This is a genomic window from Desulfofarcimen acetoxidans DSM 771, from assembly GCF_000024205.1.
GTDB lineage: Bacteria > Bacillota > Desulfotomaculia > Desulfotomaculales > Desulfofarciminaceae > Desulfofarcimen > Desulfofarcimen acetoxidans.
In genome coordinates this window covers 1,933,925-1,948,884 of record NC_013216.1, presented here as the reverse complement: position 1 = coordinate 1,948,884, position 14,960 = coordinate 1,933,925, and the positions used below count along the sequence as shown (strand labels likewise).

Below are 14,960 nucleotides of genomic sequence, written 5' to 3'. Positions count from 1 at the left end.
TTCTTCATCAATACCACTTTTTAATTGCAAAAAAGTCCTTTAAAATCAAGGCCTCCACTAGTTTTTTAGATGATAATTTCTGTTCATTTGTTCATAACGACATGCTAATTCGTAAACTCCCGCTAGGAGATATTGTCGACAAAACCTATTTATTTGTCATAAAATAGATGTCTCTAATACATATATTAAAAGCCGAGGAAAACATCTCCCCCGGCTTTTACTTCGTTTCACAGCGATGATTACGCATTCCTTACTACCAGTATCCATTCGAGAGAAACATTACTATGCCCCCCTTGACAACGGTTCAGGCTTTTACTGTATGAGGGAACATGCTAAATATTCCCGCAGCCCGTATAAATACTGGGTTTTACCTCTCTATCCTTATCACGCACTCCACATGTGTCGAGAGTGCAAAAGGGATATAAATTATTCCCCCAGAGTGGCGGCGACTTCTAACATGCCTTCCATACTTTCCCTTAATTCTATCGCTTTATACCAATAATAAAAACCCTCCGGTCTATACTTTTTAACTGAGTTTACTAACTTATTGTTTACAAAGTATCCTTTTAAATCTATTCTGGAATCAAATCTTTCTATTCTATCCTTAGAGCATTTCAGCAACATTGATAAATAAGCCGCCTTTGCCGCACATTTAACTGCTTCTTCAATAATAAAGGAGTTAATTTCCAAACTATATCCTCTCATTTTCCTAACTCCTGTATCTAATTCTTTAAATTTATCTGGTTCCATAGTTCCCCTGCAGGTTATAATCATCGATGTTTCAAAAATATCATTCAAAACATCAATAAATGTTACATTCTGCAATCCTCTATAATTAATCTGATTTTGTGCTACTTTAATAAAAGTTTCTCGGACAACATTAAGGTTGCTACATACGTCAAACAATCCGCTAATATCATATAATTGTTTTATAATTTCAAGTTCCTTATCAACCCCATATGGTATACCTATTGTATTTGGAGCAAATGCAGTTAACTTATCTCCTAAAATACAATCAATACTGGGTGTATTAATTTTAATAATCGGTTCAACTGTATCAATCAAATTACAATCTAAATTAGTATCTATTATTTCCATATATGGATTTTCTTCAAATAACACATCAAGCAATATGTAATTTTCTTTCCCATCCTTAATGGAATAATAAAACAACTTATAGTGAACTACGGGAAGATCTACCTGTTTATTTCTTTCATCCTTTTCAAACCGATTAAAGACTTTATTATTCTCAATAACACTTTTTAGATATTGTTCAATATTGACGCTCTTCTCAACTATGATATCTATATCAATAGAGAATCGTCTTGCTATTTTTAGTAACAAAATAACTGCTGTTCCACCTTTAAAGATAAAAGACATTTTGCTTTTAGTTAAACATTCTATTAGGTACAACGCTTTTGTTACCTTTTCCAATAAAATAGGATCGATATACTTACTAATATTTTTAAGTTCATTAGCTTTGTGATTAATCCAATCCTCTGTAAAAGCCTCTTGTTTTATCAAAATATAATCTCCTTAAAGGTATTTTTTATCTATTTGTACCTGATTTAATAAAAACCATCTTAAATTTTCCTTAATTGTTCTATATCTTGCATATCTATATAATGTGGTAATATTAATCGTATATTTTGAAAAAATATTTTCAAATATATTATAAATTTCCTGCCCATGATAAGTAATGAATAAAGATTCTTCGAAATATAAATCCACTAATATTTTCTCAATTTTAGGTACAACAATCTTTTTATTTTTACTTACAGGAGACTCTTTCAAATATGGTTTTATTATAATCGAATTACTAGAAATCATATAATCAATATCATTGTTTTTTTTAGAATATATATACACATTTCTCATTTTCTCTCTTAACATTTCAAAAACAGCATTTATTGCTTCTTTTTCAACCTCTACAACGATTAATGAATAAGCAGGTTGATGAATCATAAAATTATGCAACCATACTGTATCCCAAATTGAAATATCAGTGTATGGATATTGACGTCTAATTAAATTGTAGAGTTTTGTTAAAGTCCTTGATACTATAGGTTCAAAGTTCTTGTTACTTTCAAAAACATATATCCCTCTTTTTAAGTTCCTAATAATTCCTAGCTCTTTTAAATGATGAACTCTCCAGCGAAAAGTTCCTACATTAAGATCAGCTTCCTGTTCAGAATAAAAGCTATATAATTGTTGTGCTGTAAAACTGTCTTGATTTCCAAATCTATTCCTTATTTCATCCAGCCTCATTCTGTCCTTTTTCATTTTAACCACCTTTTTGTTAGCCAACAATCTGGGTTTTTTATTAGATAACCCCGTTTATTTGGTTTAGCAATTTTATTGTATCACATATCATTAGGGATTTCTAAGAATTATTTTATATTGTTCACTTTAATATTTAAGATTTCAAACAAAGCGGTTTTTTTATCAAATAACCCAGTTTGTTTGAAAATTCATTAACTTCACCCCTTAACCCTCATCCCGATCTTCAAAACAAAATGCGTTGGCGAGAGAATTTCTACCTTCTCAACCAACGCATTAGCGTAAGAATGTGCTGTAAGAGTATGAAGTTACTAATATTTTTGAATACCTATATAGAACCGAAATAATAAATATCGTTATAAATTAAACGCAAAGTCTCTTTTTCACATCTTCCGAACAGCATTTGATTTCCTCTAAAAACGAGTCAACAGATTTTTGAATTTCTGAAGCATTTTTATGAAAGCGATTATAAATAGCTGTATTTTTTAACCATTTCCATAACTCTTCTATGCAATTCAGATTGGGTGAGTAGGGTGGAAGAAATTTCAAAAACAGATGATCCTTATGCTCGTCTAAAAAGTCTTTAAGTAATTTTGCATGATGAACTCTTGCATTATCAAGAACAATGTAAATTTTAGAAATGTCATCTTTTAAAAAATGTGATACCAATTTTTTAAGAAAATCTTTGAATTTTTCTGCATTGATTTTGTCATAATTTACACAAAAAACTTTACCCGTATAGTAGTTTAAAGCACCGTATAATGTAACTTTTGCATGGTGTCCATAGGTCTTAATCTTTTTTTGCTCACCTTTTGGGAACCATGCTCGTTGTAAACCTTGATAGTCCCTAATGTGAGATGCATCCACATATAGGAGTATTTCACATTCAGTGAGATTTTTTTAACTCTTCCAGCTCATCTTGAAAAGCTTTTTGCTTTTCCGGATCAGCTTTGGCTAATACATAAGTGGGACGATTATAACGAAAATCCATCTTAAGAAGCATGCGCCAAACACCATCTGATGTATATTTAATGCCGTATGTATCATGAATGTAAGCAGCGAGGGTTTTACAATTCCAAGTAGTATGGGTACTAAAACCAACCTCTGATGGTGATTTTTTCAGTACCTCTTTGACCTCTTCTTTTTGTTCATTGGTTAGCCTTGGCGGTCTTCCCGGTTTTTTTGATACATGAAGCAGTTTTTCAACTCCACCTTCATTAAAGTAAGCAACGTATTTTCTTATGGTTTGTTCACTTATATCAAGATATTCGGCAATCTGCTTTGCTTGTCTCCCTTTCATGACAAGAATGACAGCTTGAACTCTGCATCTTAGTTTATATGGTGTTTCTCTTTTTATCTTATTCAAATCCTCAATGGTTAAATTTTGTGGATTGTTTAAATGCAATTTCCTCATGGTAATAATACCCCTCCCCACACTTGATTCTATTTTACAGGATAGGAGTAAAAATTACCATTACTTTATTAATCGTTTCTATATAGTGAACCTCCTCCGGGACGAGCCCGGAGGCTTCTACCCGTGAGGTTTCTCATTTCATTGAGAACTGCCCTGGCAAAGCAAGGTCTTACACTCTCTCATGAGCTACAGCACTGTGTTACCACAGCCTTGGCCCGGTCCATGGGCATCTACTACTCATCGTAGATACGTTTAAGCAGTTTTTACCTTCAGCCGTGCATATTCGACCTTCTCAGGCAACTTACGGCCTTTGGTGAATTTACCGTTAACCGATTTATCCAGAATTCCAGAAGCACCAACCATATCCCGGTGCGGGCCGGCAAAACCGCAATTGCCGCATTTATAGATGCGACCTGTTTGCTTGGTATACTCTGCACAAGCTGGACAAGTACCCGAAGTACCGCGTTCATCCACTGATATCAGCTTAATGCCATGACGCTTTAACTTATACTCCAGCATCCTGCGTAATTCACCGAAAGTCCATTGACTCATCCGCTGGTTGTGCTTTTTACCGCAGTCCTTCTTGCGCACGCCTTCTGGATTGCCGATATAGACGGTATTGACGTTATGCTCAAAGCACCATTTTGAAACAATAGCTGAAATGGTATGTATGACGTGCTCAATTCGGCGCTCAATATTGTTCAAAAACCGGTACTTTGCAGCTAAAAGCTTATTGTGCTGTTTTGAGCCTTTTTTAGTTTTAGAAATAGCTTTTTGCAACCTGCGCAGCACCTTATTCCTGAGCCGGCTCAGAGACCGCAGCAATCTGCCGCTCACTACCAAAGATTTCTTACCGTCTGTGATAGCTACAGCATGTACCTCACCGGGGTCAATGGCTGCTGTAACGCCGCCCTGTACTTTTTTCAAGGCCGGTTTTTCTACCGTTACATGCAGCCAGTAAAGGTTACGGTGCCATACAAGTTGAACCAGCTTAATGACGGCTCCGGAGAGTCTTTTGGGTAAGTTAAGTATAAGTGATTCCCTGCCGCGTCCGTTGGAGAGAGTCAGCATCTTTCCTTCGTAATTTATACCAAGTGGCTTCCAGGTTACAGTGAAAAAACGTTTCCTGCGATGGGGATAGCGCCAATCTGTAACCCCTTGTTCGCGCAGCTTCCCGGTGCGCTCACAGCACTCAAAGTAAGTTTCCACTATAGCCTGCGCCGACTGGGAATGAACACCGTATTTGCCTTTAACGAACGCTTTCATGGCACCTTCGTCGAGCCAGCAGTGATGTTTTATATAGATTGTACGGTGAACAATGCAAGTTGTGTTCCATACTTTGGCTGCCTCTCTTTGCAGGGTACGGGCCAGGGAAGTTTGCTCCGGGGTTAGGTATACAGGAAATTTATTCACCAAAATGTCGATGCCTTTTGACTTCTTTGATTGGTTATTTTTACATTTGCTCACAATTTCACCTCCTCCCGGAATATTTCTGGGCTTCAATATATTTGCGAAGGTCTCAGTGCTGACGTTTCCGGCAGTGCCTATATAGTAACCTCTGCTCCATAACCCGCTGCCCCAGAAGTATTTCTTTTTAAGCCAGGGAAGCGACAAATATTCTGTTGGCGGTAATGCTCTTAAGTATCCGTAGGTATTGCATATTTCTTGAATTATTTGTTTAACAGCATCCTCTACTTTACCCGTAATTGCTTTGCGACGATACTTTGGGCAAAACACGATATGATAGTTAATATTGTAGACGCAATGGTTTGTTTTTCTTTCCATGATTCAATTATACAGTAGAGGAAGTGTTTGTGTATATACTTGTCGCCCTACCGGGCGACCGCTCCTTTCATCCCACGGGACAAGCCCGTGGGTTTTCAGGAGCGCTTTTCTATAAAATCAAAATTCAATTTTGTTTAAGATAAATATTTATTGCCAAGAATTATTTATTTAAATAAACTGACATAGCATTCTCGTGCTTCTGCCTAACCGAATCCGACAGAAGTTTAATATCCCTAATTGGCTATATAGAAACGATTAATAAAGTAATGGTAATTTTTACTCCTATCCTGTAAAATAGAATCAAGTGTGGGGAGGGGTATTATTACCATGAGGAAATTGCATTTAAACAATCCACAAAATTTAACCATTGAGGATTTGAATAAGATAAAAAGAGAAACACCATATAAACTAAGATGCAGAGTTCAAGCTGTTATTCTTGTCATGAAAGGGAGACAAGCAAAGCAGATTGCCGAATATCTTGATATAAGTAAACAAACCATAAGAAAATACGTTGCTTACTTTAATGAAGGTGGAGTTAAAAAACTGCTTCATGTATCAAAAAAGCCGGGAAGACCGCCAAGGCTAACCAATGAACAAAAAGAAGAGGTCAAAGAGGTACTGAAACAACCACCATCAGAGGTTGGTTTTAGTACCCATACTACTTGGAATTGTAAAACCCTCGCTGCTTACATTCATGATACATACGGCGTTAAATATACATCAGATGGTGTTTGGCGCATGCTTCTTAAGATGGATTTTCGTTATAATCGTCCCACTTATGTATTAGCCAAAGCTGATCCGGAAAAGCAAAAAGCTTTTCAAGATGAGCTGGAAGAGTTAAAAAAATCTCACTGAATGTGAAATACTCCTATATGTGGATGCATCTCACATTAGGGATTATCAAGGTTTACAACGAGCATGGTTCCCAAAAGGTGAGCAAAAAAAGATTAAGACCTATGGACACCATGCAAAAGTTACATTATACGGTGCTTTAAACTACTATACGGGTAAAGTTTTTTGTGTAAATTATGACAAAATCAATGCAGAAAAATTCAAAGATTTTCTTAAAAAATTGGTATCACATTTTTTAAAAGATGACATTTCTAAAATTTACATTGTTCTTGATAATGCAAGAGTTCATCATGCAAAATTACTTAAAGACTTTTTAGACGAGCATAAGGATCATCTGTTTTTGAAATTTCTTCCACCCTACTCACCCAATCTGAATTGCATAGAAGAGTTATGGAAATGGTTAAAAAATACAGCTATTTATAATCGCTTTCATAAAAATGCTTCAGAAATTCAAAAATCTGTTGACTCGTTTTTAGAGGAAATCAAATGCTGTTCGGAAGATGTGAAAAAGAGACTTTGCGTTTAATTTATAACGATATTTATTATTTCGGTTCTATATAGCATACTCTTGAAGATAATTATATATCAACTAGAACTTTATTAGCCACCTTCTTATTCCAATTGTTCCACCCTCATCCCACTTTTCAGCACAAAAACAAAATGCGTTGGCGAGATAACCTCTATTTTCTCAACCAACGCATTAAATATTTTATCACTGAACTCTACAAGCAAGCCCTGCCAACCATTCAGCGTCTCAATAATCACATTGAGCCTTTCCCGGTAATCGTTTCTAATGTTATTCTGCCTATCAAACTCTGCTCGCTGCTCTCTCAATTCCTCCAGTTCATTCGATATTCTATTATATTCCTCATTATAAACCGCATCATCGATTTGATTTCTAACCTGAAGTTTGATGGGCTCATATACTGTCAATTCTCAAATTAATCCATCCATTATTCTCAAATTAAAACAGCTAGTTCTGACCGATTTTAGGCTTTTGTTCGCAGATTAATTTAGAAGTTTTGAAACCATTATCAAATTAAATTTTCTGTCCTTAAAAGGGAAAGTAGAGTGCGGTAAAAAAATTAGCCGGAGCAAAATGCCCCAGCCGTTTGGTTAAATATTTAGTTCATTCTGTGCATGGTAAATAACTTCTTCATCGATAATCCTGAGATTCTGGTTGCAGGCATAAATTAATGAGTTGGACATCAATGAGTTTACCACCCGGGGCAAACCGTTTGAATTAGCATATAGAACTTCAGTAGCCCCTTCTGTAATAATATCTTCCACCTGTCCAGCCTGCTTTAACCTGCTGTTGCAGTAGTCGCTGATTTCCTCTTTTTTTAATCCCTGCATAACGTATTTAACCGCCAACCTTTGTTTTAACGGTCTGTTAACATTCATGCCCAATTTATTGCGTATTGTAGATTGGCCAGACAAGATAAGAATGAAGGGATTTTGCGAGTCCATTTTAAAGTTAAAAATCAGCCGCAAATCCTCTAGAAGTTTGCTTGAAGCAAGGTGTATTTCATCTAAGATAATAACTGGAGTTATCCGGTTATCATAATACATTGAGCAGATGGCTTGCTGGATTTGACGGAAAATAGCTACCTTTTTAAAAGCCGGTTCTTCTCCTAACTCCAGCGCCAATCCCTGGTAGAATTCTGATACTGTTACTGTGGACAGGGAGAAATAGCAGTGACGATAAAGAGAAGGATTTAATTCACTAGCATATTTACGTAAAGTCGTTGTTTTTCCTGCACCCGGTTCCCCAGCTACAAGACCAATACCTCTTGTAGTTTGCAGGTATTTTAACCTTTGAGTTAACTCCTGTAAATCCTGACTCATATACATCTTCTCTACAGGGACCTCTTTGCTAAAGGGGTTAAATTTTAGCCCAAAATATTGAAGAAACACTAACTCTCACCCTCCCCCTTCATCTGCTCTGCTAACTTCGTAAAGGAGATACTGCTTGAGGAGTCGGGTATCTTTACCGTTTCTTTCTTTTCAAATATAACATCTTCCGGCTTTTCTTTTTTCGCCGAATTGGGTCTGCCCCGTCTTTTAACCCTAGCATTGTCATAAAAATTAACCTGTTTAGCCTCGCCTACTAATTTACCTTCTTTGTACAGGGGTAATGTTTTTTGTGGGATAGTTAACCATTCTGGTTCATACCGCACCTCGATCCGGGAGTTAGCCAAGCATTGGTCTGTTTCATAAAGTACCGTGTCTATAGACAATGTAGCATCATGATTAACCTTGCGAGTAATCCGCAGTAAGAAATATTCCTTTAACAACTCTGGATTCGAGAAAAGTTTAATCTGGTGGGCCTGCGACATAAAGAAATCCAAAGGGCTTAGATCTAATGAACTATGAGTTTTGCGCTGATAATTTTCCTCTAACCACCGCCAAAAAAGCAAGTTCAATTCATCAATACCCCTAATCTTAGTGGTATCAGTGTTGGATAAAAACCGTTGGCGAACCGTCAGGAAAAATCTCTCAATTTTACCCTTAGAGGTTGGCGTAAAAGGAGCGGCATGGATTAAGGAGCAACCCAAACTGGCACATAGCATGGCGAACTGATTGGCGCGGTAAATTTTTCCGTTATCCGTGTAAATCATCTTAGGAACTCCACGTTTTAATATGGCCTCTCGCAAAGCTATTCTCAGGGCTGTGTAGTTTTGTGTATCAAAAAATTGCCCGTGAGTAATTAATCTCGAAGCATCATCAATAAAAGCCAACAAATAGAGCTGTTTCTTAGCCTTGCCCACCTTAATATACGGCCCATAAAGAACATCTGTTTGCCATAATTCGTTTATAAATTGGTGTGAAAATCTCTTAAATTCGCGTTCATGTTCCTCTGGCTCTTTCCCAGCTGCCAAATCAGGGTTTGCTGCCATAAAACGATAAAATGTGGCTAGGGTACAAGTTCTTTTACTCAATATACTCCTATTTTTAATGTGCTTTGCTATTGTCTGAGCATTTTTCAAAAAGTCTTAATAATATTACAGATGCTTCAGCTTTTGTCAGAGTATGTTTAGGCCTTATTGTTCCATCTGGATATCCGTAAATAATACCCATTTCCAGCCCCTTTATTATTTCTGGCTTTGCCCATTCACTTACTTCTTGAATGTCAACTGATGCTGTTTGCCTCTGAGCAACCCTTTCTTCGTTGAGCAAAGAAACAATCCTCCAATTTCCTAAGGTTAAGCCGTTTTCCTTCTTTGTCATTTCGTAAATCCGCATAAGAATAGTAAAAGCTTCTTCTCTGGTTAACCTTTCTTCCGGTTTAAATAAGTCTGCTTTGGTTCCACTTATTAAACCAATTTCTTTAGCCCTCTCAATATAAGGTGAATACCATTCTTCCTCTGAAACATCCTTAAAATATCCCTGGTATTCTGTATAGATTTGTCTTTTTCCCCGGTCTAATTCTTTAACAAGCATTATTACAAACTCAGCCCGACTGATTGCATCATCAGGAAAAAATTCTTCTTCATTGATATTCTGTACAATCTGTCTTGATGCAAGCACTTCAATACATTTTTGTGCCCAGTGGTCTTGAATGTCCTCAAAGCTCTGGCTGTTCTCTGCGACAAAGAGGATTTGTTTTTCCGGTTTTATTTCAATTGTAAAGCATTGACTACTTAGATCCAATTCTCCTCCCAGATATTCATAATACATTTCATCAATCAACTGAAAAACTCCCATTTTCCGAAAATCATACCATTGGCTTTCTTGGGTTTCTTCTGTTGTCATACTAATAGTTAACTTTATTTTAATGTCATTTAATTCATCCGGATAAACCTGTTCCCCATCTTTAAAATATTTCAAGTCTGTTTTTGCGACATTGGAAGCGAGATTTATGGAACTCTTGTTATTTTGCTCCTGGAATAAACTCACGTGTGTCTTAGCTGTTTCCCGTATTAAACTGATAAATTCCAGTTCTACTTCATTAATGCTGGTTTGTTTCATTTTAACAATCTGTTCGTGAGAGAGAAGAATTTCAGCAGCTAAATATTTAATCTTTACATCCTTTTCAAGCTCAGCTAGTTTTTGCAAGGTTTCTTTTGATAATATAAGCTTATCATGACTGGAACCGGTATTTGTTAGAGCTAGATCAATAACGAAGTATTGATCATTTTTATTTTCTATCAAATCTTTTAGTATTAGTCTATATATACTACTATTATTTTGCTTATTAACCTCCAGCAAATAATTTTCCGTTTTAATAATCTGGTCTTCTTCTTCGATTTCTATTGATAAATCCGTAAAAAATTGTTTATACCAATAAGAAGCTGTTGTACTGGTAAATCTTTCTGAAACCGTTATTGCTTTAATATTAGTATCGGTGGTAATTTTTATCGGTTCAGTATAGTGTTTTGCATCAGACCTTAATTTCCCCTCTTTTAAGGGTGATTCTCCATCAGTCGTGTAATATATACTCCCTGGAACTGTGGAAGTAGTCAGAACTAAATCTATAGGTAAACTATAATACCCGCTTTCAATATTTGCTATCGGTGCTTCCGGAAACAGGCTAAATTTATAGCGGTTTCCAGCATACTCCTGATTTACGCTACGAGTACGCGTTTCATAAAAACCCGGCTTTTCGAGTAATACCGCTTGTTCACCTTTCCCATATACAATACTTACAACAGAACCTTTTTCCAGATGATAATCGCCATAATAGTATTTCCCATATGATTTATTAAAATCAATCACAAAACTATATACATCTTGGTATACACCGGAACATACCGAAGACTGGACATTTTGCTCAATATCTTCCATTGTCAAAGAAAATTGTAGAGATCGTCCCTGATAAAATAAATTGGATTCTGATGATTTGATTTTTACAACTAGCAACCCTATGCTTCTTTGGGGATTAGTAATACCGTATCCGTATTGATCGTCCTTTCCTGGATTTCCTTTATCATCAGCTCCTGCTTCTATAAGTTGCTTTACTTCATATGGAGTTAAGAGTTTATTTTTCGCTAGAATTAATGCCGTTATCCCGCTGACAAATGGGGCAGCAACTGATGTTCCGGTTGCATATTGATATGTATTTTCGGGCATGGTACTGTAAATATCCTCACCAGGAGCGGCTATACTAACTTCCGTCCCCAAATTAGAAAATATTGAAATATCACCTAATTGATCAACTGATGTTACAGCAATTACATCTGGATATGCTGCCGGATAAGATACTATCTCTGAATAGTTACCTGCAGCGGCGACGACAACAACCCCTTTACTGATTGCATACTGGACGGCAGCATATTCAACGGGGTTGAATGCGTCTACTCCACATTTAAACCGTTCTCCGCCTAGGCTGAGATTAATTACGTTGGCTCCGTTATCTACAGCCCAAACTATACCTTTGATTTCTGTCATTACATCCCCTGTACTCTGGCTGTTTAAAACCTTTACCGGCATTATTTTCACACCAGAGGCCACCCCTATAATCCCTTTATCATTGTTTATTGCTCCTACAATTCCAGCAACGTGTGTTCCGTGTCCAACATCATCGGTGGGATCTTCATTGTTGCTTACAAAGTTATAGCCATTCACTAAAGCATCTTTTAGATCTTCATGTTGAAGGTCGACTCCGGTATCCAAGATGGCGACGGTAACTTGTTTAATTTTATCATCGTCAATTTCTTCCCTGATTTTTGGTATGTCAAACTGCTGTAAAGCCCATTGCTCTTTATATGATGGGTTTTGGTAAACCCCATCATATACTGATTCATTACAGCTTTCGTAATATGATTTAACCATATATGGATCTAATAATCGGGTGTCATTCGTAGCAACAAGCTGAACCCGTTCGTCATTCTTGAAAGCCTTTATTGCTGCCTCCATACTTAAAGAAGTAGGAATCGTATATTTGACCACTCCTATTTCGGGGAGAAAATCTTCAGCAACAGGTTTGTTATCTTGACTAAAGAATGAACCGTTTTTCGGTTCCAACAGGCGTTCTCCCCAAGTTTCAATAACTTCATCTTTATATTTGACAAGGATTTCTTTTTCGTCTGAATAATATGATGTTCTTTCGTTTGCTATTGCAAAACCGGTTACCCATATGGGCGAAATAATAACAAGGATTAAAAGTAAATATTTCAAGTTGTTCTACTCCAATATTTAAAAAGTATTTTCAAAATACCAATGGAATCTTAAAAACTTACATTACAAAAAATATTTCTAAAACTTTAGCTGCTTTATCTATATAGAACCGAAATAATAAATATCGTTATAAATTAAACGCAAAGTCTCTTTTTCACATCTTCCGAACAGCATTTGATTTCCTCTAAAAACGAGTCAACAGATTTTTGAATTTCTGAAGCATTTTTATGAAAGCGATTATAAATAGCTGTATTTTTTAACCATTTCCATAACTCTTCTATGCAATTCAGATTGGGTGAGTAAGGTGGAAGAAATTTAAAAAACAGATGATCCTTATGCTCGTCTAAAAAGTCTTTAAGTAGTTTTGCATGATGAACTCTTGCATTATCAAGAACAATGTAAATTTTAGAAATGTCATCTTTTAAAAAATGTGATACCAATTTTTTAAGAAAGTCTTTGAATTTTTCTGCATCGATTTTGTCATAATTTACACAAAAAACTTTACCCGTATAGTAGTTTAAAGCACCGTATAATGTAACTTTTGCATGGTCTTAATCTTTTTTTGCTCACCTTTTGGGAACCATGCTCGTTGTAAACCTTGATAGTCCCTAATGTGAGATGCATCCACATATAGGAGTATTTCACATTCAGTGAGATTTTTTTAACTCTTCCAGCTCATCTTGAAAAGCTTTTTGTTTTTCCGGATCAGCTTTGGCTAATACATAAGTGGGACGATTATAACGAAAATCCATCTTAAGAAGCATGCGCCAAACACCATCTGATGTATATTTAACGCCGTATGTATCATGAATGTAAGCAGCGAGGGTCTTACAATTCCAAGTAGTATGGGTACTAAAACCAACCTCTGATGGTGATTGTTTCAGTACCTCTTTGACCTCTTCTTTTTGTTCATTGGTTAGCCTTGGCGGTCTTCCCGGTTTTTTTGATACATGAAGCAGTTTTTCAACTCCACCTTCATTAAAGTAAGCAACGTATTTCCTTATGGTTTGTTCACTTATATCAAGATATTCAGCAATCTGCTTTGCTTGTCTCCCTTTCATGACAAGAATAACAGCTTGAACTCTGCATCTTAGTTTATATGGTGTTTCTCTTTTTATCTTATTCAAATCCTCAATGGTTAAATTTTGTGGATTGTTTAAATGCAATTTCCTCATGGTAATAATACCCCTCCCCACACTTGATTCTATTTTACAGGATAGGAGTAAAAATTACCATTACTTTATTAATCGTTTCTATATAGTAATAGATTAAATATCTGCTCTATATAGTGTTCTTGGAAATTCAATTAGTTGTTTTCTTATTTCATTTACAAATACATTAATATCCAATTGCTTAACTGTTAATGCCAGGGATGGCCCACTAAATGTTGCTCCAGTACCATTAATTAACCCTGCGTCAATTGATACAAATATTCTAAAAACTAACTCATCATTTATTGGATCTGTCTCGGGAATTGAATATATAAAAAAGCCTGGATCATAAGGATCAATATATTGAACAGAATCCGTTGCTAGCATAGTTAATTTTTTCAATACTGTTGTCAAGTCATCAATATTTAAATCTATACTGGCTTTTATATCGGAAAAACAATTTCCATTATAAAATGAAATTGTCAGGTCAACAAATTCAGTATTTTCACCAATTACTTTGATACTATCAATGTCTATTCTAAGTTCACAACAGCTAGTTGAACGCCCCTTATCTTTTAATATAACCAACATTATCACCTCAGCAGTTTCAAGAATCAGCGTACCCAGGTAAACAGGTACGCTGTGCAATTTTACTAAATATAGGAATTTACTATAAAAATCAAAAACTCCAATTTGATCGGATAAATTTCTTTGATATCTCGCCAAACCCTGGTTTGTATACAGTTGTCATAACCCATTTACCACTTACTTGTGTAAATATGCAAATTATATTTTGTTGGTTGTTATAAATGGCTCTAGCTTCTGAATATTTATCTACATATTTTGCCCCATTATCCATCACTTTTTGCAATTGAAGTGAAGAAATACTATTTTGTACTATTCTAGTACTTGCATGACTAGTTATAATAACTCTTGCAATTGTCAATGTTCTTACAATATATTGTCTAGCTAATCTAATAGTAATGGAAGCCAAGAGAGGTAATATTTGACCTTCACGATCTTCTATTATCTGATTCACAATTGCTTCTTCCATATTACTATTTTTAATACTTGGATTTGCATTTGATTGCGGTATACTGGTTTGATTACCCCAATTAGACGTGTCCGGAGATATAAGATTCTGTTCGTTGCCACCAGGAACTACAAAATCGTTTGATGATTCAGCAGCTAGTGCACTCGCGCATGGTAACAACAAGTTGACTAACAAAACAATTACCAGTAAAAAACTTATTTTTTGCTTAACTTTTCTCATCATAAAACCTCCCTAGAAATGTATCTTTGGTAATTGAAAATTAACTAAAAAAATGGTTAAATAGAATTGTAATAGTGGTTACTGA

The 14,960-nt window shown here is 35.7% G+C and carries 14 protein-coding genes and 1 pseudogene; 2 read left to right on the top strand and 13 right to left on the bottom strand.

The window, feature by feature from the left end; all coding sequences use genetic code 11:
- Positions 1 to 426: 426 nt before the first annotated feature.
- The 5 genes from DTOX_RS09030 to DTOX_RS09010 all read right to left on the bottom strand — a co-directional run bounded on the left by DTOX_RS09030 (position 427) and on the right by DTOX_RS09010 (position 5,479).
- Positions 427 to 1,524, bottom strand: coding sequence for a nucleotidyl transferase AbiEii/AbiGii toxin family protein (locus DTOX_RS09030; RefSeq protein WP_015757392.1), 1,098 nt, complete (start codon positions 1,522 to 1,524; stop codon positions 427 to 429).
- Between the two features lie 12 nt (positions 1,525 to 1,536).
- Positions 1,537 to 2,283, bottom strand: a complete 747-nt coding sequence (locus DTOX_RS09025; protein WP_015757391.1) for a DUF6577 family protein — start codon at positions 2,281 to 2,283, stop codon at positions 1,537 to 1,539.
- Positions 2,284 to 2,643: 360 nt separating this feature from the next.
- A complete protein-coding gene (locus DTOX_RS24255; protein WP_242652418.1) occupies positions 2,644 to 3,147 on the bottom strand; it encodes an IS630 family transposase in 504 nt (167 codons plus the stop codon).
- A 19-nt stretch (positions 3,148 to 3,166) separates the two neighbouring features.
- Positions 3,167 to 3,694 carry an IS630 family transposase gene (locus DTOX_RS24250; RefSeq protein ID WP_042315521.1) on the bottom strand — a complete coding sequence of 176 codons (528 nt, stop codon included), beginning with the start codon at positions 3,692 to 3,694 and terminating at the stop codon, positions 3,167 to 3,169.
- A gap of 252 nt (positions 3,695 to 3,946) precedes the next feature.
- Entirely contained in the window at positions 3,947 to 5,479 is a 1,533-nt protein-coding gene (locus DTOX_RS09010) for an RNA-guided endonuclease TnpB family protein (RefSeq protein WP_015757390.1), read from the bottom strand.
- A 327-nt stretch (positions 5,480 to 5,806) separates the two neighbouring features.
- Here DTOX_RS09010 and DTOX_RS24790 point away from each other — a divergent pair, with 327 nt between their 5' ends.
- The gene (locus tag DTOX_RS24790; protein ID WP_042315607.1) at positions 5,807 to 6,334 is read left to right on the top strand and encodes an IS630 family transposase; all 528 of its coding nucleotides are present in this window, start codon (positions 5,807 to 5,809) and stop codon (positions 6,332 to 6,334) included.
- A 19-nt stretch (positions 6,335 to 6,353) separates the two neighbouring features.
- The gene (locus DTOX_RS24785) at positions 6,354 to 6,857 is read left to right on the top strand and encodes an IS630 family transposase (protein ID WP_242652418.1); all 504 of its coding nucleotides are present in this window, start codon (positions 6,354 to 6,356) and stop codon (positions 6,855 to 6,857) included.
- A gap of 86 nt (positions 6,858 to 6,943) precedes the next feature.
- On the opposite strand, the gene DTOX_RS24245 is transcribed toward DTOX_RS24785, so the two are convergent.
- The 8 genes and pseudogenes from DTOX_RS24245 to DTOX_RS08960 form a co-directional block, all read right to left on the bottom strand.
- Positions 6,944 to 7,264 (bottom strand): hypothetical protein, encoded by a 321-nt coding sequence (locus DTOX_RS24245; protein WP_242652574.1) that lies wholly within the window; start codon positions 7,262 to 7,264, stop codon positions 6,944 to 6,946.
- A gap of 183 nt (positions 7,265 to 7,447) precedes the next feature.
- Positions 7,448 to 8,248 carry an ExeA family protein gene (locus DTOX_RS08990; RefSeq protein ID WP_015757388.1) on the bottom strand — a complete coding sequence of 267 codons (801 nt, stop codon included), beginning with the start codon at positions 8,246 to 8,248 and terminating at the stop codon, positions 7,448 to 7,450.
- The gene (locus DTOX_RS22925) at positions 8,248 to 9,273 is read right to left on the bottom strand and encodes an IS481 family transposase (RefSeq protein WP_015757387.1); all 1,026 of its coding nucleotides are present in this window, start codon (positions 9,271 to 9,273) and stop codon (positions 8,248 to 8,250) included. The genes DTOX_RS08990 and DTOX_RS22925 overlap by 1 nt, the downstream gene beginning before the upstream one ends.
- A 13-nt stretch (positions 9,274 to 9,286) precedes the next feature.
- A complete protein-coding gene (locus DTOX_RS21420; RefSeq protein ID WP_015757386.1) occupies positions 9,287 to 12,451 on the bottom strand; it encodes a S8 family serine peptidase in 3,165 nt (1,054 codons plus the stop codon).
- Positions 12,452 to 12,585: 134 nt separating this feature from the next.
- Positions 12,586 to 12,987, bottom strand: a pseudogene (locus DTOX_RS24240) (IS630 family transposase); the annotation flags it as partial.
- A gap of 111 nt (positions 12,988 to 13,098) precedes the next feature.
- Complete coding sequence (locus DTOX_RS24235; protein ID WP_042315212.1) at positions 13,099 to 13,626, bottom strand: IS630 family transposase; 528 nt, start codon at positions 13,624 to 13,626, stop codon at positions 13,099 to 13,101.
- A gap of 93 nt (positions 13,627 to 13,719) precedes the next feature.
- Positions 13,720 to 14,193: a hypothetical protein gene (locus DTOX_RS08965; protein ID WP_015757385.1), complete on the bottom strand. Its 474-nt coding sequence runs from the start codon at positions 14,191 to 14,193 to the stop codon at positions 13,720 to 13,722.
- 88 nt (positions 14,194 to 14,281) lie between these two features.
- The gene (locus DTOX_RS08960; RefSeq protein ID WP_015757384.1) at positions 14,282 to 14,875 is read right to left on the bottom strand and encodes a DUF4258 domain-containing protein; all 594 of its coding nucleotides are present in this window, start codon (positions 14,873 to 14,875) and stop codon (positions 14,282 to 14,284) included.
- Positions 14,876 to 14,960: the final 85 nt, after the last annotated feature.

Excerpts from the sequence above, each read along its gene's own strand:
- DTOX_RS09025 (WP_015757391.1), bottom strand. The coding sequence starts at position 2,283 with ATGAAAAAGGACAGAATGAGGCTGGATGAAATAAGGAATAGATTTGGA.
- DTOX_RS24250 (WP_042315521.1), bottom strand. The coding sequence starts at position 3,694 with ATGAGGAAATTGCATTTAAACAATCCACAAAATTTAACCATTGAGGAT.
- DTOX_RS09010 (WP_015757390.1), bottom strand. The coding sequence starts at position 5,479 with ATGGAAAGAAAAACAAACCATTGCGTCTACAATATTAACTATCATATC.
- DTOX_RS24790 (WP_042315607.1), top strand. The coding sequence starts at position 5,807 with ATGAGGAAATTGCATTTAAACAATCCACAAAATTTAACCATTGAGGAT.
- DTOX_RS24235 (WP_042315212.1), bottom strand. The coding sequence starts at position 13,626 with ATGAGGAAATTGCATTTAAACAATCCACAAAATTTAACCATTGAGGAT.
- DTOX_RS08965 (WP_015757385.1), bottom strand. The coding sequence starts at position 14,193 with ATGTTGGTTATATTAAAAGATAAGGGGCGTTCAACTAGCTGTTGTGAA.
- DTOX_RS08960 (WP_015757384.1), bottom strand. The coding sequence starts at position 14,875 with ATGAGAAAAGTTAAGCAAAAAATAAGTTTTTTACTGGTAATTGTTTTG.